At 69.1% G+C, this 17,022-nt stretch carries 15 protein-coding genes and 1 pseudogene; 2 read left to right on the forward strand and 14 right to left on the reverse strand.

Annotated elements, in window-relative coordinates; translation table 11 throughout:
- Positions 1-16: 16 nt before the first annotated feature.
- Positions 17-163: pseudogene (locus tag FB455_RS26900) on the reverse strand (transposase); the annotation flags it as partial.
- Between the two features lie 585 nt (positions 164-748).
- Between FB455_RS26900 and FB455_RS26905 the strand changes: the two are divergent.
- Together FB455_RS26905 and FB455_RS26910 are read left to right on the forward strand one after the other, a co-directional pair.
- Positions 749-1,624 (forward strand): ParA family protein, encoded by an 876-nt coding sequence (locus tag FB455_RS26905; RefSeq protein WP_222434152.1) that lies wholly within the window; start codon positions 749-751, stop codon positions 1,622-1,624.
- Entirely contained in the window at positions 1,621-2,127 is a 507-nt protein-coding gene (locus FB455_RS26910) for a hypothetical protein (protein WP_145755228.1), read from the forward strand. The genes FB455_RS26905 and FB455_RS26910 overlap by 4 nt, the downstream gene beginning before the upstream one ends.
- Before the next feature lie 220 nt (positions 2,128-2,347).
- On the opposite strand, the gene FB455_RS26915 is transcribed toward FB455_RS26910, so the two are convergent.
- From FB455_RS26915 to FB455_RS26990, 13 genes are all read right to left on the reverse strand, one after another.
- Positions 2,348-3,553 carry a hypothetical protein gene (locus FB455_RS26915; protein ID WP_145755229.1) on the reverse strand — a complete coding sequence of 402 codons (1,206 nt, stop codon included), beginning with the start codon at positions 3,551-3,553 and terminating at the stop codon, positions 2,348-2,350.
- 894 nt (positions 3,554-4,447) lie between these two features.
- Positions 4,448-5,944, reverse strand: a complete 1,497-nt coding sequence (ltrA, locus tag FB455_RS26930) for a group II intron reverse transcriptase/maturase (RefSeq protein ID WP_145755231.1) — start codon at positions 5,942-5,944, stop codon at positions 4,448-4,450.
- A 464-nt stretch (positions 5,945-6,408) separates the two neighbouring features.
- A complete protein-coding gene (locus FB455_RS34400; RefSeq protein WP_222434153.1) occupies positions 6,409-7,599 on the reverse strand; it encodes a hypothetical protein in 1,191 nt (396 codons plus the stop codon).
- A gap of 161 nt (positions 7,600-7,760) precedes the next feature.
- Positions 7,761-9,269 carry a VWA domain-containing protein gene (locus FB455_RS26945; RefSeq protein ID WP_145755232.1) on the reverse strand — a complete coding sequence of 503 codons (1,509 nt, stop codon included), beginning with the start codon at positions 9,267-9,269 and terminating at the stop codon, positions 7,761-7,763.
- 146 nt (positions 9,270-9,415) lie between these two features.
- The gene (locus tag FB455_RS26950; RefSeq protein WP_145755279.1) at positions 9,416-10,528 is read right to left on the reverse strand and encodes an AAA family ATPase; all 1,113 of its coding nucleotides are present in this window, start codon (positions 10,526-10,528) and stop codon (positions 9,416-9,418) included.
- Positions 10,529-11,018: 490 nt separating this feature from the next.
- On the reverse strand, positions 11,019-11,432 hold the full coding sequence (locus FB455_RS26955; protein ID WP_145755233.1) for a hypothetical protein: 414 nt from the start codon (positions 11,430-11,432) through the stop codon (positions 11,019-11,021).
- On the reverse strand, positions 11,429-12,472 hold the full coding sequence (locus FB455_RS26960) for a hypothetical protein (protein ID WP_145755234.1): 1,044 nt from the start codon (positions 12,470-12,472) through the stop codon (positions 11,429-11,431). The genes FB455_RS26955 and FB455_RS26960 overlap by 4 nt, the downstream gene beginning before the upstream one ends.
- Positions 12,473-12,566: 94 nt before the next feature.
- Positions 12,567-12,869, reverse strand: coding sequence for a hypothetical protein (locus tag FB455_RS26965; RefSeq protein WP_486481590.1), 303 nt, complete (start codon positions 12,867-12,869; stop codon positions 12,567-12,569).
- A gap of 76 nt (positions 12,870-12,945) precedes the next feature.
- A complete protein-coding gene (locus FB455_RS26970; protein WP_145755236.1) occupies positions 12,946-14,037 on the reverse strand; it encodes a M23 family metallopeptidase in 1,092 nt (363 codons plus the stop codon).
- A gap of 128 nt (positions 14,038-14,165) precedes the next feature.
- Entirely contained in the window at positions 14,166-14,579 is a 414-nt protein-coding gene (locus FB455_RS26975) for a hypothetical protein (protein ID WP_145755237.1), read from the reverse strand.
- Positions 14,580-14,682: 103 nt separating this feature from the next.
- The gene (locus FB455_RS26980) at positions 14,683-15,714 is read right to left on the reverse strand and encodes a hypothetical protein (protein ID WP_145755238.1); all 1,032 of its coding nucleotides are present in this window, start codon (positions 15,712-15,714) and stop codon (positions 14,683-14,685) included.
- Positions 15,715-15,773: 59 nt separating this feature from the next.
- Positions 15,774-16,172, reverse strand: a complete 399-nt coding sequence (locus FB455_RS26985; protein ID WP_145755239.1) for a hypothetical protein — start codon at positions 16,170-16,172, stop codon at positions 15,774-15,776.
- A gap of 239 nt (positions 16,173-16,411) precedes the next feature.
- Entirely contained in the window at positions 16,412-16,978 is a 567-nt protein-coding gene (locus FB455_RS26990; protein ID WP_486481595.1) for a hypothetical protein, read from the reverse strand.
- Between the last annotated feature and the right edge of the window lie 44 nt (positions 16,979-17,022).

Genomic DNA, 17,022 nt, shown 5'->3' on the forward strand with positions numbered 1-17,022 from the left:
GCGTGCGCCCCGCCGGTCACCGAGGTTTAGCCGGTGACCGGCGGCGTTCGTCGCTGGAGGCCTCGAGTGGGGAGGCGCCGGCGTAGCTGGCGAAGTGATCGGCCATCGGGAAGCGGGTGACGTTGCCCAAGTGGCCGAGGATCTTCTCGGCGATGATGTGCCCGACGCCGCGGACGTCGGTGTTTGGAGTGCGTCTCGCTCAGGACCTCCCGGATCTGGGCCTGGTTGGTGTGCAGGCGCCGGTCCAGGTGGCGTAGGTCTGCGATCCGGTCACGGGCCAGGTCGCGGCGGCAGCTGTCGGTGGCGGCGAGCGGCCGGGTGTTGCCTAGCAGCGCGGCGCCCTTGCCGGCGAGGGCGCTGTCGACCCGCGGCTTCGTTGCGGATGGCGGCACTCAACGGCAAGTCACTGAATAGCGCATATCGGGTGACAGCGGCCCGCGACGGCCAAGTTGATTGCCCAGGAGTTGTGTATGTGGTACACAGGTACTCCGAGCAGTCGTGTACATCATTCACAGGAGCGCCGTTGCCGGACACCCCAAGCATGCGGCACCCCCCAGGAACTGACGAGGAGCCACCTGACCTTCTCGGTTTGGCGGAGATCGCGGAACTGGCGGGAGTGGCCCGAAACGTCGTATCGAACTGGCGAGCCCGAGACTCGCGCTTTCCGCGGCCGGCAGCTGATCTTGCTGCCGGGCCGGTCTTCCGCTTGGAACAGATCCAGCGATATATCGCCCGCAGGAGGAAATCCATGCCGTACGTGATCTCCATGATCAACTTGAAGGGTGGGGTCGGCAAGACCACCCTTACCGTGGCCCTCGCCGAGATCATGGCGGCCCGGCGCAACGCGAAGGTTCTGGTCATCGACCTAGATCCTCAAACAAACGCGACAGCGATGCTCATCGGCGAGAAGTCGTGGGAGAAGTTGGATCAGGCAGGCCATACACTGGCAACGCTATTTGAGGACGCCCTGCGACCAGACAAGAACCCGCCTCAGTTCAGTCTGCACGACACGCTGCAGCTGGGTGTTTCCCCGGTCAGTGCGGTAAAGAAGCTCGATCTGCTACCAAGTTCCCTGAAACTTATCGATGTACAAGATCTGCTGGCAACGATGCCGACCGGACGGCTCTTCACTGATAGGCCCGTCGACCTGCTCCACAAAGCAACACGCAAGCTCCTCCCGGACTACGACTACGTTTTCATCGACTGCCCGCCCAATCTGGGCCTTATCACGATGAACGGGCTCCGGATGTCGCACGGCTACGTGATCCCCACGAAGCCAGACGTGCTGAGCACCTACGGCATCCCGCAGATCATGACGCGGGTAGAGAACTTCGCCGAGGGCCTAGCGGGCGATGAGATCGTTCCAATAGGCACAATCATCAACATGTACAGAGCTGGAACCACGACCCACGACAACACCCTTCGGCGCTTGCGCGCCGACGCTCGAAAGAATAAGGTTCCGCAGCTCTTCGAGACGATGATTCCCCTAGGGGACAATGTCGCGGCAGCGGCCGAGTTCGTGGCTTCCTCCACCCTTCGCCAGCGATGGGGCTACCAGGGCCACTACGACCGGCTCGAGACCCTGACCGACGAATTGGCAAAGCGGGCGGAGCGCTCCCTATGACCGAACCCTCCGAGCGCGCGATTCAGCCGGAGCCACGACAGGCGCACGGGGATCCACTCGACTTACTTCAACCAGCCATAGATGAACTCAAGGCCGTCAACCCGGAGCTCGCGTTGGCGCTGGCCGGTCTTGTGTCCGCAGTCTCAGCCGAGGCGGCCCGAAACAAGCGACTGGCCACCGCGCTAAGCGACGCGCTGGGACCACAGCGGATGGAGGAGAAGGTAGGAGCGCCACGGGCCGCTCCTACCCGGCGCACCCGTCGAAGCGCCGGGCCGTGGGACCCGTTCTCGGTGTATGCCGAACATGGCGAACAGACGCTACGCGAACGGCTATCAGCGCTAGATCTCGAACAGCTTCGAGATATCCTGGCCGAGCATGGTATGGACACCGACCGCCTAGCCATGAAATGGCGCGATACTGGACGAGTCGTCAACAGGATCGTCGAGCGCGTGATGGACCGGGCTGCGAAAGGCGATGCTTTCCGCACCGGGCCGGACCAATAAGACGGTTGGGCCGCTGGGCTGATGAACTGCCCAGCGGCCCAACCGATCGAACGAGAAAATTCGCATACGCGCGCACTTTGCAATCGCCACACACCCCCAGGCTTGCCACTTGTAGGCACTCAGCGGCACTGCGCTCCACGAACCTCAGTGTCGCTCGCCATTCGCCTTGTCGATCCCCAATATTCGGAGGAAATCTCCCCTACTGATGGCCCATGTTCGCTCACCGCTTCTTCGCTGCGATCTTCGCCACCACGACCGACGCAGCCGTCAGGCCCACCCCGACGGATCCTACGAGCGCTATGCGCCCCGCCTCCGCGCCCGCGTTCTTCAACTGCCTTGGATCGCGAGCGGCGTCCCACCATCGGGGCGCATCCAATGATTCTCGGCCGAACTCGATTCCGAGTGGGCCGTGGAAGTCATCGACGGCGATTCCGACATGGTTGATAGAGTCCACTACAGCACGGGACGTAGTGGCGTGCAGAAGCACATTCGAGGTGGCGATGCCAGCAGCATCATCCATGCGGTTCATCAGGTACTTGGTCTTCAGCAAGATGAGTTTCCGCCTGCCCTGCCGGGCAACGCTCAGTGCAAGGCGATGCCCGTCCAGATCAGCCGGAGATGCGTCCAACACCCGGTCGAGTTCCAGGACTGCTAACTCATCCTGCAGATGGAAGCAACGAGCCAGAACAGCGAGCCACACCCCAACACCGCGCTCTGTTTCCTTGGCCGCCTTAGCGAGATAACCGACCTTGGCCTTGCTCTCCATCTTCTCCGCAAGTGCGTCAAGTTGACGCAACGCGTACGCCTGGGTGTCTGCGATCGTCACGGACGTAGCCTGCACCTTCGACCACGCGACCTCGGAGACCCGGCCCACGTGCTCCCGGATGGTCGTGGCCTCTTTGATGGCTGAGGCGGCCCCGTCCATCTTCGCCAGCACGGCGTCCCTCTGCGCGCGGCGCACGTCGTCGAGTTTCTCGTCGATCGTGGTGAGAAGCTGGGTGATCTCGTTCATCTCATGCTGCCTCGCGAACTGCGCCATGATCCCCGCAGCACCCGAGAGAAGCGCCGGGTTGGTCGCAAACGATCCCGCCCCACTCTCGATCTGGAGCCACCTACTGATCGAGCCTGGTCTCCCCAACATCGCATGGCTGACGCCTTGCGTCTTGGTCTTCATCAGCCCCAACTCATTGACAAGCTGGGCGGATTCGCGGGTCAGCTTCACGTACCGACTTGAGTTGGCGGCAATCTCGGAGGCTGCCTGTGCGACTCCAGCCCCGGCGCCGAGGAGAGACCCGAGCCTTTCCAATCCGAGATCTTTCGACAATGACAGCAGTCCGACCGAGTCGAGGAAGCGCTCGACAGCCGTCCGGTTCCCGATGACCGCGAGACCATCGCCGTCAGTGATCAGCTCAATCTCGTCATCCATCGTCGGCTCCTCGGGCTGACATAACCGACCATCCACAGGACCCCGGCGGGAGGTGACTTGCGGCTCTCATTGCCCATCTTGTAGTCCAAGTCCATCACAAGTGAAGAGCCGCAGGCGTGGATCATGGCATGACTCGGCTGCTGGGTCTTGACGGCCTGGCTGTCACCCAAGTGGCCGACGGACCCGATGGCTCGGTTGTGGTCCTTGTAACCGTTCAGCAGACGCGGCGGTGCCCGGAGTGCGGAACGCGGTCGCGCCGGCCGAAGGGCCGGCGGGTGACCGGGTCGCGTGACCTGTCCGTCGACGAGCGTCCCGCCAGGGCGCCGCCTGGTTCAGGTGCCGCTGGCGCGACGACCCGCCCAGAGCATCCGTTACACACGGTCACTTGGGCCGAGTGTCGACGGGTGGGTCGTCCTGACTCAGGGTCCGCACTTTGGGCCGTGCATTGCTCTGTGCTTACGCCGGTACGCCGACACCGAAAGACGAGAAAAGGGCCGCGCTTCTTACTCGGTTACCCTGTGGGTGGGCTGAGCGACTGCCGCCCAGCCCCCTCGGTTGCCGCAGTTCTACCCCGCCGAACCGCGCTTAGCCGTACTGATGTGGTCGTGGGGCGGCTTGGTCTCGTCGGTTCCGCCCGCGTCCTCGCCGGGTGGGTCAATCTCCACGAACCCGAAGGTTCGCTCGATGACCTGGAGCGCCTGGGTCGAGTAGCGGTCGGCGAAACCCCGACAGATGGCCGGCTTGACCTCCGGATACTGTGAGTAGGGGTGAGGTCGGCCTGCGGCGCGGTGCCGGCCTTGCGGCCGGCCCGTTTCCGCAGGCCGCCTCCCGAACCCGCCGTGCCTGTTTCCAGGCAACGGGCTCTCCACAAGACCCCGTTGGGTCAGCTGTCGATCATGCTGTCGCTGTCCATGGTGTGGGTATCAGCGCACCCCGGTACTTGTAACGCAGTGTCCGCATCGTGCTGGGTTGGAACAGCGTCACGGTCCCGTCGGTGGGTGTCCACCCGCCGGCGCAGAAGCGCCGGGCAATGTCCTTCCATGAGATGCGGGCGTGCTTGCGTCGCGCCCACCACATGACCCGACGCCAGGAGGCGCGGTTCAGGATCTGGAACGCTTTGCTGGACACGCCGTAGCGGAAGTACATGCACCATCCGCGCATCGTCGCGTTGAGGCGACGAAGCAGCAGTGACAACGACTGGTTGATGTACCTGCGGCAGATCGCCTTCATCTTGGCGATGACCGCCCGTACCGACTTGCGGGCCGGGTAGGTGTAGACGTACTGCCGGTTGCCGCTTCGTTTCCGGTGTCGCTGGATGCGCCACCCGAGGAAGTCGAAACCCTCGTCGACGTGGGTGATCAGTGTCTTCTCCTCCGACAGGCGAAGCCCGATCGGAGCGAGTACCGATACCAGCTCGTCCCGGACAGCTTCGGCGTGCTCGCGGGTGCCGCTGATAAGCACCAGGAAGTCGTCCGCGTACCGGACAAGCCGGTAGTTGGGCTTCCCGTGCCGGCGGCGACGCGCGCGCTCGACCGTTGTTGACCGGGGCCCTCCCGGTTGCCCGGCGATGTGTTCGTCGAGCACCGTGAGAGCGATGTTGGCCAGTAGCGGCGACAACACCCCACCCTGAGGAGTGCCGGTGTCGGTATGCCTCAGGCCGCCGTCCTGCGAGAGGATGCCGGCCTTGAGGAACGCCTTCACCAGCGCCAAGACGCGCTTGTCCGCGATCCGAGCCCGCACCAGGTCCATCAGGGCCGGGTGCGAGATCTCGTCAAAACACGCCTTGATGTCTCCCTCGACCACCCATTCATATCCCTTGGAGGTGAGGAAGCGTGTCTCGGCGATCGCGTCGTGGGCGCGTCGGTTGGGCCGGAAGCCGTACGAGCACGGCAGGAAATCCGCCTCGAAGATCGGCTCCAGCACCAGCTTGAGAGCTGCTTGGACCACTCGGTCGCGCACCGTCGGGATTCCGAGCCGGCGTTGCTTACCGCCGGGCTTCGGGATCATCCGCTCCCGCGCGGGCAGCGGTTCGAAGGTGCGGTTCTTCAGGTCCGTCCGCAGGTCGCCGAGGAACCCCTCGACGCCCCGCACGACCTCGATGTAGTAGGCAGTTTCGCCGTCCACTCCGGCCGTGCGCGCTCCCCGGTTCTCCCTGACCCGTATCCAGCCCATGAGCAGGAAGGCCGGGTCAGCGACAAGGTTGTACAGGTCATCGAACCTGCGATGACGATCATCGCCGGCCCATCGGTGCAGCTTGGTCTGGATCTCTTGTACCCGCCGTTCGGCTTGGCCGAGCGTCGGCCACAGCAGCACCGGCGGCGCGTCGGTGTTCACCAACGACCTCCAGGCATTCCGGTCCCCTTCTGCAATCTTGCTGGCCTCCTTCGCCATGTACGCGCCTTTCGCGCGCTCGGACTACTACGAGGCCTCCGCCCCGCCCCACGGCCGTCAGCCAGCAACGAGCCTTGCCATGCCCGACGTTGGATGCGCCGGGCACGGCGACCGCAGGCGGTTCCCACGTTCACCACATACCGATCGACCAGGGAGGTGCCCAGCTCAGCCCCGACAGCATCGCCGCGCCTACGCCGCAGACCTTCGACGCGGCCTCCTGCCGGCACTCTTATCCGGCGTCGGAGTTGACCCGCCCGTGGACGGGTCACGCGCTGCCTCCGGCCCATATCCACCAGGTTGGAGCCGGTGCCACGTTACGGGGTGTCAGACACTGGTTCACTTGCGTTACACCTTCTGGTCTCGCTCACCGGGCCCGATCCGTCTGGCAGTTCCGGACCGTCCCGACTTTGTCGGGGCTGCTTACCACCCGTTACGGCGTTCCCCGCAACGAGCTGCCCCCAGCTTCACCCGGCCGCTGCGACGGCCAGGCGACGAAGGTCTCCCACCTCCGTTCGGTGATGTGGCGCCTCGTGGCGCACAAGAGTGTCGTGGCAGACGACGAACGTCTCGTCCCGCCGTGCCTCGGCTACCAGTTCACGGAGGCGGCCCTCGGAAAGGCGCATGAGGTTGCCGGGCCGGAAGATGCACGTGCGGCACTGCCTGGACAGCATCCGTGACTTCCGCAGGACCGGATCGCCGACGCTGAGGTCCGGGGCCGCCTCCAATGACGTGTCGCCTCCATAAGGTGCAGCCGGCCCGGTCGCAGTATCGCCCGGTGCGTGCGCCTCCTGCGCGTCGGCGGGGAGCTGGTGGAGCCAGTGGATGATCTGATCGATGTTGCCTCGTTGTAGGCCGGTGGTGCTGTCGATGGGGACCAGTAGGGTTGCGCTGCCACGCGCGCTGCGGTCGGTGGCCTCTGCGGCATCCTGGCCGCCGAACTCGTCGTCGAGGACGGCCAGCGGCCGTCCGCCGATGGCGCGGTACAGCGGGGCGAGTTTGAGCTGGTGCCCGAACCGCAGGCCGCCGTCGCCTACGTCGATGACCGGCAGGTCGGCCGGTAGGCCGAGCCGGGGTGCAACCCACGTCGCGGCGACCGGTCCCCAGCTTGTGCAGCAGACGAGGTCGGCCTCGCGGGAGAGTTCTCGGAGCCAGGCGCCGTGGTCGGGGTGCAGCCACACCTCGCCGGAGATGTGCTGGCCGGTGGGACCGGGACCGTCGTAGTGGTGTCGGTGGTAGCCGGGCTGGTGGTCGGGGTTGAGGACGCCGTCGACGTCGATCGCGAGCACGGGCCGCGCCCGGTGTGCAACGGCGGTCCCGGCTCGGCGTTGGTGCTGTTGCAGCGGTAGTGCTGGCTCGCGCGGCTCGGGGATGGCGGCCAGGCGCTCGTCGACGCCCTGGTAGCACTTCTTGCAATAGAGGACGCCGTCGTCGACGAAGATGGTGACGGCCGCGAGGCAGCAGGGTGAGAGGTACATCGGCCCCCAGGGACGCTCGACGTACGGCAGATCGTGGCGGTCGACGAAGATTGGTTCGGCCGGCGGCGGGGTGGGTTCAGCGGCAGACATGCTTGTTTCCCTCAGTCGTGTGGGCGTGGGGTCGCCTTGGTGCGCGGCACTACATCTGGCTCGAAGGTCTCGGGCAAATTGACGCTTCATGCGGCGACGGGGACAAGTCGTGCGCGGAGTTCGTCTGTGGGCTCGGTTGGGCTGCAGGTCTTGTACCTGCGTGTGGCCAGCGGGACGGGCCTGACGATGTGTGGTCGAGATCCGTCCCCGCTGTGCCCTGTGTCGACGAGGCGCCGCGACGGGGTGCGGGTTCAGGCCCTGGTCAGGGCGTCGATGGCTGCTTGGCCGATGAGGTTGATGCAGGTGGTGGGGTCGTCGACGGTGATGGTGGTGGTGTTGTCGTAGACCCTGGGCGGCCAGCCTTTGTTGTCGGGTGCGAGCCAGAGGACGGCGCAGCCGGTGTGGTGGAGGCGGGTGATGGTGGCTTGGCTTTCGTCGGGGTTGACGTAGTGGCCGTCGGAGACGACGACGAGCAGCCGTCCGGTGCCGGGGGTGGACAGGTGCAGGAGCCGGTCGGCTTCGGCGCAAGCTTCGACGAAGCGTTCCGTGCCGGCGTCGGCTTGCATGTCGCGGACTGTGGCGGGTCGGCGGCCGGGTGGGATCAGGACGGTGATCCGGTCGCCGTAGGCGAGGGTGGCGCTCGTGGCTCCGGCGCGGGTGGCGGCTTGGGCGACGATCCACGCGGCGGAGGACATGGGTTTCGCGAAGTCCTCCATCGAGCCGGATGCGTCGATGAGGATGCCGACGGTCAGCTCGGGGTCGGGGATGGGGCGGCGTACGGTGCGCTGCCACGGCTGGGCGGTGGGGATGGCACCGGCTGCTCGCTGGGCGGCGAGGGTGACCGCGGCGCGGGTGCGCAGCCGTCCCGGAGGTGCGCTGCTGGGTTCGCGGGTGCGGGCGGGTTCGCGGTGGCGGGCGCGGCGCAGCAGGGCGGTGAGCCGGTCGGCGGCGTGGCGTTCGGCGTCGCGGGCGTCGCGCTCGCGCCAGGTGATGGGTACGTCGATGTCGACGTGGATGCTGGGTCCGTCGATGCGGGGCCTGCCAGTGCGGGGTCCGTCGCCTGGCGGCTCTGGGGTGTCGGCGGGGTTGTTCAGGATGGCGTCGAGGGTGCCGGCGATGGCCGCCGCGATCGCGCTGGTGGCTCCGTCGTCGGCGGGCAGGTCCGGGGTGGCGTTCGGGTCGATGCCGAGCAGGCGGCACCAGCGTTCGCCGAGTTCGATCATTCGCTCGGTGTCGGTGTCGCCGACGGTGTGGGCTTCGCGCCAGATGGCGCGTAGTCCCCGGATCAGCCTGCGGCCGAGGACCTTGGTGATGGCGCGCCGTGCCTCGCGGACTTCGGCGGGGTAGAGGATTCGCGCGTCGACTCGGGCGAGGAGCAGTCCGGCGGCGTAGGCGGCGCTCCAGGGGGTGTCGGTGGGTGTGTCGGCGGGGTCGATGATGCTGGTGACGGCGCGGCGTAGCCACCGCCGGTCGCGGGGCCGGGTGTCGCGGTAGCGTCCTTCGATGCGTGATTCCTCGAGCAGGAGCGCGGCTTCCCGGACGATGGGCGGCACCGACGGTGGCGGGTCCCAGTGCGAGTGGCTGAGGTGGGCGCATTCGTGCAGGAGGACGCCGTAGGCGACGGGGACCTTCGAGCGGTGGCTGGGTCGGCGGGGGTCGGCGATCTCCGGGTCGCCGATGAGGTCGGCGTCGATGTGGATCTGGGCGGTGGCGGGGTAGCTGAAGCCGGGTGGGCCGCCGGCCGCTGGAGTGACGGTCACGCAGGCGTCGGGTCGGCTGGTCAGCAGCGCGGCCTGTTTGGTCCAGGCCGCCGACCATGGACTCCAGGGTGATGCCGCTGGGGCCGGGGCGGGGCTGGTGCCGGAGGGGCGCGAATGTGCGGAAACGCTGGTCATGGCCGCCTGCCTTACTTCTGCTTGCCGAGGGTGAGCGGGGTGATGGTGGCGCCGCGGTAGGCCCGCTGCAGGGCCTCGACGACCGCCTGGCGGTCCGGCTCCGGTGCGATCGCGGCGAGGTTGGCCACGGCGGCGGCGAGCCCGAGGCTCGCGGCGACGCGCTGGAACGCCAGCAGCTCGCGCAGTTGCGGCGCCCAGTCGATTTCGTGCTTGCGCATCCGCGCGTTGAGGGCGATCGCCGCGTCGATGGCGCCGTTCGGTACGCCGAGGGAGCGGGCGAGGTCGAAGTCGGTGGTGACCTCGATGTGCACGGAGAACCGGGAGGCGAGGGCTTCGGTGAGGATGGCGCCGTGCACCCCGGGGTTGTGGCCGGCGCAGACGAAGAACCCGTCGACGGCGGTGACCTTCTCGTTGTGGTGGGCGGCGATGGTGATGGTGGCCCGGCCGTCCATCGCCGGATACAGGGCGGCCAGTACGCGGGGCGGGATGAGGGTGGCGTCGTCGATGAACAGGGCGCGTCCCTCGCGCATGGCGGTCACGAGCGGCCCGTAGGCGAACTCGAAGCCGCCGTCGGGCAGCGGGACGTAGTTGCCGACGAGGTCCTCGACGGTGGTGTCGCCGTGGCCGGCGACGGTGATCGCATCGGCGTAGGCGGCCTCGATGAGGCTGGTCTTGCCGGTGCCGGGCGGGCCGTAGAGCAGGACCGGAATGGCGTTGCGGCGCAGCCGGCGCAGCACCTCGACGTCGGTGCTGTCGCCGAGCTGGCGGGGCAGGTACCAGACTCCGTTGGGACGCAGGACAGCGCCGGGACGCGGGGGAACGGGGACGGCCGGGCCCGGCGCCGACGCGCTGGACGCCGCAGGGGAGTGGGTGGGAATGGGGGCGGTGACCTTGGGGGCGCGGCTGGCGCCGGCTCCGGCTTTGAACGCGTCGATGCCTTCGGCGGTGATGGTGTAGCGGCGGGGCGATCCGGTGGACACCGTCGCCCAGCTGCGGTCGACGAGGCGGTTCAGCACGGAGCCGATCGCCCCGGACGACCGGCCGGGCAGTTCCTTGCCCAGGTCGCTGATGGAGAAGGCGCGGTGCGGTTCGGCCGCGAGCAGCGCTAGGACCGGCCCGAACATCGGGCGGGGCTTGGCCTTGGGCTTGGCAGGGCGAGCGGGCGAGGTCACCGGGCACCTCCGACGATGGCTGCGGTCGGGGTGCAACCGATACCTGCGGCCTCGGAGGTGATCAAGTCGCATGCGCGCCGCTCCGGCGATGGCGGCAAGCCGGTCAGCGGCTGGCAGTCTGGGGTGCGGTTCAGGTGTGGCATGGGGTGCTCCTTGGCGGATGAAGCCGCCGCGCGCCCCTTCCCGGGGCGCGCGGCGGCGTTGGTGGGCCACAGCGGGCGGGAAGAGCGCGCGCAGACGTGTTCGGCTGCGCGGAGCGGTGTTCAGGTCGGGCGCCTACCGCGGGCGGTGGCGCGATCGGATAGGGACATCGGACCGGTCCGGCCAGACGCGGGTGTCACCGGGAGCGTGCCCGGTAATTCAGGGCGGTCAGGCCGATGGCGATCCGGGTGCGGACCCGTGGCGGTCAGGCCGTGCTGGGCCGGAGAGGGCCTTGGGGCCGCTACCTCGAGGTGCTGCGGCGGTGTGCCCAGTAGCGCTCGTGCTGCTCGAGCAGCGCGGTGGCGATCCCGTCGGTGAGCCGGGTCAGGCGCAGCGCGAGCCACACGTCTGGCCCGCCAGCGCCGACGACGATGCTGAACATGCCGGGGAACCTGCCGGTGAGGGTTTCGAAGATCTGCCGCTGGATCCCGTTCTGCGGTGAGGTGGTGTCCCAGGCTGTGTACGGGAGCAGGTTGACGTACAGCGGGCCGGCCATCCGCAGCGTCGGGGTGAACTCGTCGGCGAACGCGATCAACGGGTGGCCGGGGATCTCGCTGCTGCGCATCCGCTTGGTGAGGTCGAAGTGGTCCGCGACCCGCCACCAGACGGTGGGCATGACATCGCCTTCGCCGGGGATGTAGTCGTCGTCGATCACGGCCGCGTCACCTCCTCGACCGGCCCGGTCGGCGGGAGGACCGGTGGCCAGATCGCCCGGCGGCTGCTCCAGCCGATCTCCTTCGCGAAGCTCTCCGAGGAGCCGCAGATCCGGCAGGACATGGCGGCATCGGTGCCGAACCCGGCCATCGACGGCAGCTCCTGGTAGGCGATGTCGTAGCCGGTCGCCCCGCACACCGTGCACCTGCTGCCGGTAGGCCCGTCGTGCGGCTCGAACACGTCCGGCTCGCGCTGGTGGAGCCCAGGCCGGCTGCGGCTGGGCGGCAGGGTGGGTGGGGTGGCCTGCCGCCAGGGGAAGCGGTCGTCGGTGAGCTGGTACCAGCCGTCGGGGTCGGCGGCGAGTTGCCGCACTCCCCCAACGAACGGCTCCGGAGCGGGGCCGCCGGTGGGCGCGCCCGGTGCGCGGAGAACGAACATTTCCATGCCGCTGCCGTGGTGGCGCAGTACCAGCAGGTCGGCGTCGCGCTCCGGGAAGCGCAGGGCGCGGGCGTTGGCGTCGGCGGCGATCCGCTGCACCGTCGCGCGGGTGAAGCGGGCGACGGCGGAGCCGTGGTGCTGGTAGCCGTGAGCGGTCTGTCCCGGGTAGGGGCCGAGGTCGCCGCTGGCGAGCCAGGCTGGGGTCCAGACCGCCGTAGTCGGCGGGGTGCTGGTGTCGTAGGCGGCGGCGGTGTGCAGCCGGGGTGGCGTTGACAGGTCGGCCACGAGCCACCGGTGTCCCTGCCCTGCGGCGGCGCGCAGCCGGTCCAGCGTGGTGTCGCAGGCCGGGTGGGGTTCGGTCAAGGGCTGCCGGTATGGCGGCGACGGCTCGCCGACGGGCGGCGGCCCGTCGATGTGGGTGGCCGCGACGGCGACGCTGCGGGGGCGTGGTGCGTCGACCGGGGTGAACCACAGGTGGGCGGTGCGGACGTCCAGGACGAGCCATGGCTCCAGGGGTGCGCTCGTCCTGTCACCGCGGTGGTCGGCAGCGGTCTCCTCGGCCTGCTGCAAGGACTGTCGCAGGTCGAACCAGAGCTTTCTCACGTGCTACTCCTTCTGCTAATTGTGATCTTGGTGGGCGGGTGCTCGTGTGTCGGGTTGGCTGGCGGCGCCGCGACGCGGGCGGGCGTCGCGCGGTTCAGGCGACGGTGCCGGGTGGGCGGACCTGGGCGGGTCGGTCGGGGTGACGGGAGGTGACGATGGTGAGTTGGAACTCGCTGCCGTCGGACAGCCGGATCACCAGGCCGCGGTTGAGGGTCATGACCGCGGCGTCGTCGTAGAGGGCGGCCTCCCGCACATACACGGGCTGTCCGTCTCTGTCGATGAACACGGGAAGGCCGGCGTCGGCGCAGAGTTCGTCGAGGTCGTCGCTGGAGAGCAGCTGCTGCAGCAGGCGCTGCAGCATCTCCTCGTGGGCCACGTTCTCGTCGGTGGTGCTCACGTGTTGCTCCTCTCTGGCGAAGGTGCTGGGCATGGGTCCGCTCGGCTGAGCGGGGATCGGGGATGATGGCGGCCGGTCAGGCGGGCGGGTTGCCGAGCGGGGCGTTCTGCGCGGCCATGAAGGGCACCGGGTCGATCGCCCCGTTCGGGCTGGCGTCGCCGTTGTGGTGCACCTCGTAGTGCAGGTGCGGGCCGGAGCTGTGCCCGGTGGAGCCGACGACGCCGATGGGCTGGCCGACGGCGACCGGCTGCCCGACCGTGACCATCGGGGGTTGGTCCATGTGGCAGTAGCGGGTGAGCAGGCCACCGGCGTGGTCGATGTCGACGTACCAGCCACACCCCCGCGTGAGAACGGGGTCGCCGTCGCGGTCGCAGCCCCATTCGGCGCCGGTGTCGGCGTAGACGGCGTTGCAGCGCACGGTGCGGACGGTCCCGGCGGACGCGGCGCGGATGACGGTGCCCCGCGGGGCACTGAGGTCGACGCCATCGTGGCCAGGTCGGTCCGAGCTACGGAACCCTGATCCGACCGGGGCGAGGACCGGCTGCGTCCACGGGCCGGTGGCCCCGCACCCGGCCAGCCCATCGGTGGGTAGGCCGGCGGTGTCGGCGATCGCGGTGACCAGTTGGGTGGCCGATGCCTCCCATTTCGCGTAGGCGTCGGGGAAGGCGCTGACTTGCACGGCCTGGGCGGCGTCGGTGAGCGGCATCGTCTGCCAGCCGCTGATCGTGGCCAGCTTGCCGAAGAACTTCTCCGACGCGTAGACGGGGTCCTGGAGCTGGGCGGGGCTGCCCCACCCTTGGCTGGGGCGCTGCTGGAACAGCCCGACCGAGTCGCGGTCGCCGCCAGCCAGGTTGCGCAGCGTGCTCTCCTGCATGGCGGTAGCGACCGCGATCACCCAGCCGCGGGCGGGTAGCCCGAGGCGGGCGCCGGTGGTGACGATCGCGGCGGCGTTGCCGACCTGGCCGCTGTCCCAGTCACCGATCGCCGGCCACCCGGCGGGCGGTCCGAGCGGGGACATCGACGGGGACGGTGATGCGGCGGGCGATGCGGCCGCGGGGATGCATCCGGCGGCGGCGTTGCCGCCGACGAATCCGCCGAGGCCGCCGGCGCAGAGGATGACCACAGCGACGAGCGCCACGGCGAGTGACACCAGGGATCGGAGCTTCATCCGGGCCTCCGGCGGGCGGTACTGAGACGGCGGGTTCGGCGTGCTCGTGTGGCGACGGTGTGGTCCGGCGTGGCTGGCTGCGGGCGGGTGCGGGGCGCGGAGCTGGGCACGGCGGTTCTCCTGGCTCGTCAGTCGAGGGGGTAGGCACCGACCGGGTCGCCGTCGTCGCTGTGCACGGTGACGGTGTCGTCGGCGGGGTTGATCAGGTAAATCCACGAGGCGGCGAGGTCGCTGGCGCGGTGAAGCGGGAAGACAGTGGCCGGCTCCTGGCTGGTGTTGTCGAGCGTCACGCCGACTCCCGCGACCGGGTGTCGGCCAGGCATGGACGCCCGGCCGGGGGTGACGTCGGCTTCGAGGTGGTCCCAGTCGTGGGCGAGGACCGCGTTGATGAGGGCTGTGGTGTCGCGGTGGGCGGTGCTGGCCCAGATGCCGCGCAGCTGCGGGACAAGGGATGAGGGGTAGCCGTCGGCATGGACGTAGCGGGCGCGGACGATGCTCGGCTGGGCGGGGTCGGCGGCGCCGACGTAGCAGGGGGTTCCCACGGGTCTGTCTCCTCGTGCTGGGGTGGTGTCGAGGTACGGGCACGGCGACGACCGCGCGGCCGTGGTGGGCCGCGCGGTCGTCGGTGTCGGTTGGGTGCTGTGGCTAGCGGGCGAGGACGGCGACTTTCTCGCCGTGCAGCAGCGGCGCGTCGCCCGGACCCTTGATGTGGGCGTGTATCCAGATCCGGCGCGCCTGACCGTGCTTGTCGGTCAGGCGGCGCCAATGGCCGCGTACGACGAACCGGACGCGGTAGTGCCACCTGGCGGGTCCGTCGGCGGGTTCGGTCAACGCTGAGGTGCGCCGCAGCATCACGACGCGGGTGTCGTGCACGATGCGGGCGCGGGCGGCGCGGCGGCGCGCGGGCCGGTCCAGTGGCGCGGGCGCGGCGACGCTGATGGGTTGGGCCTGGATGCGCCAGAACGCGTAGGCGATCGCCGCGCAGACGCGGGTGCGGGCGGCGGCGTCGGCGATCACGTAACGGCCGTCGGGTGCGGTCTCCCAGTCGCGGTCGGGCTCGTCGACGTCCGGGGGCGCGACGGCGGGTACGGGTGCCGCGATCGGCAGCATGTCCAGGTTCGTCAGCACGTACGGACCCAGCCGGGACCGTAGCGTCGGATCATGGTCGGCGTAGCCCTGGATACGGGCGGCGTGGGGGTCCTCGGGGTCGTCCCGGTCGGCCCAGCCGCAGACCAGCCATGACCGTCCGCTGGGGGAGGCGATGGTGGCCCAGGTGATCGCGGCGATTCCGCTGACCTGGCCGATCAGGTTGCGGTGGTAGATCGGTTCGGGCAGGAAGAGCACGCCACTGTCCGTGGGGGCGGCGTCGGCGGTGAGCAGGTCGCCGGTGAGGTCGAGGGCTTGGGCCGCTGCCGCGACGACGGCGGTCATGGCGGGGGCGAGGACGTATGCCTCACTCTGTGCCCACACTGCGCTGTTGGCATGGTTGATGACGTCAACGAGTTTCTGGTGGGCGTGAGCGGTGTCGTCGTCGGGAAGGCTGGCGAGGAGGGTGTCGACGAAGGCTCGGGTGTACTCGCCGCCGGCGGTGCTGTCGCAGTACTCGTGCATACGGGTCTTCATCTCGACGGCGGCTCGCGCGTAGCCGGCGAGGCTGGTCTCGGTACGGAAGGTCATGGGGTGTCCTCCTCCTGATCGGGTTCGGGTGGCGTGGGGGGTTGCGGCCTGGGCTGGACCTACGCGGCGTACGCGGCGGTCAGGGTCGCGCCGGGAACTCGGCGAGGCAGCCGCTGCGGGATCCGCGATCGCAGGTGCGTGGCGGTGGCGGCGAGACCGGCGGTGAACCAGCCGACGAATCCGCCGGAGTTGCGGACTGGCCGCTGTGGCGCTCGTTCCCGGCTGGGAGTCGGCTGCGGCAGGTGGGACCGTCGCGCGGCGCGCATGGCCCGTTGTGCCTGCCGGGCGGCCGAACACGGCCCGACCTGGTCGGCGCACTGCAGGTTGGCGCACTGGTCGCCGGGTCCGGGTTGGTGGGCGGTGAGGACGTCCACGGCCAGCCGCCACAGCAGGGGGTCGGTGACGTCGCTGGGGAGCAGGGCGCGGTGAGAGGGGCGGATTCGGCTGCGGTCAGGCATGGCGGGTGACCTTCCGTCGGGTTCCGGGCAGGGGTCACCGTCCGACCAAGGTTGAGCGTGTTGTACCTGATGGCCGGCTCGAAACAGTGACCGGTGTGATCGACGCTCTTCTCTCGGTCAAGGTCAAGTCGTCTACCGGAAGTGGTGTGGAGGGCATGGCGCTCGACGCGCGGGGACAAGGTCGGGAGTGGCGGTTGTCGGCTTGGCGTCGGCGGCTGTCAGGAGGGCGTCGGCGTGGATCAGCCGGGCCGGCGCGTCGTCTCGACGAGGCGCGCCAGTCCAGAGCGGATGGTCGCCGTGTCGTCGTGGTCGAGCTGATCGTCGATGCAGACCACGGGCTGCGCATCGCCCCGCAGCCTCGTGACCTGGTAGCCGCGGCGGTCGGCGTCGACCGCGTCGATGCGCCGGATCTCGTGCAGGTCGTCGGGCTCGACGAGGACGTCCTCGTAGCAGACGGCCCAGGCCAGCAGTCGAAGTCCGGGAGTGGGATCGGCGAGGAGGTCCGCGATCAGGCTGATGTCGACGCAGGCGGCCAGGGCGGGCCTGGCGACCGGCTGGTTGACCTCGAGCGCGGCGGCGAGATCCGGCAGGAGATCGGCGAGTCCAGCGCGGTAGCGGCCCATGTGGGTGTCGTTCAGCGGTAGGTGCACGGCGCGCATCTGGCGCCTCGTGCCGTTAGGTGCTGCTGGCACCGGCCGGTCCTGCACGAGCAGCAGGAGAGGCGGACGGCCCCAGCCGCGAAGGTCGGTGCCGGCCTCGATGTTCAGCAGGCACCCGGTCAGGGTGTGGACGGCGTTGAAGGACATCACGGGGAATGGGCTCCTTGACGGATGCGAAGCCCCGCAGGCCG

It is taken from the genome of Micromonospora sp. CNZ296, from assembly GCF_007827635.1.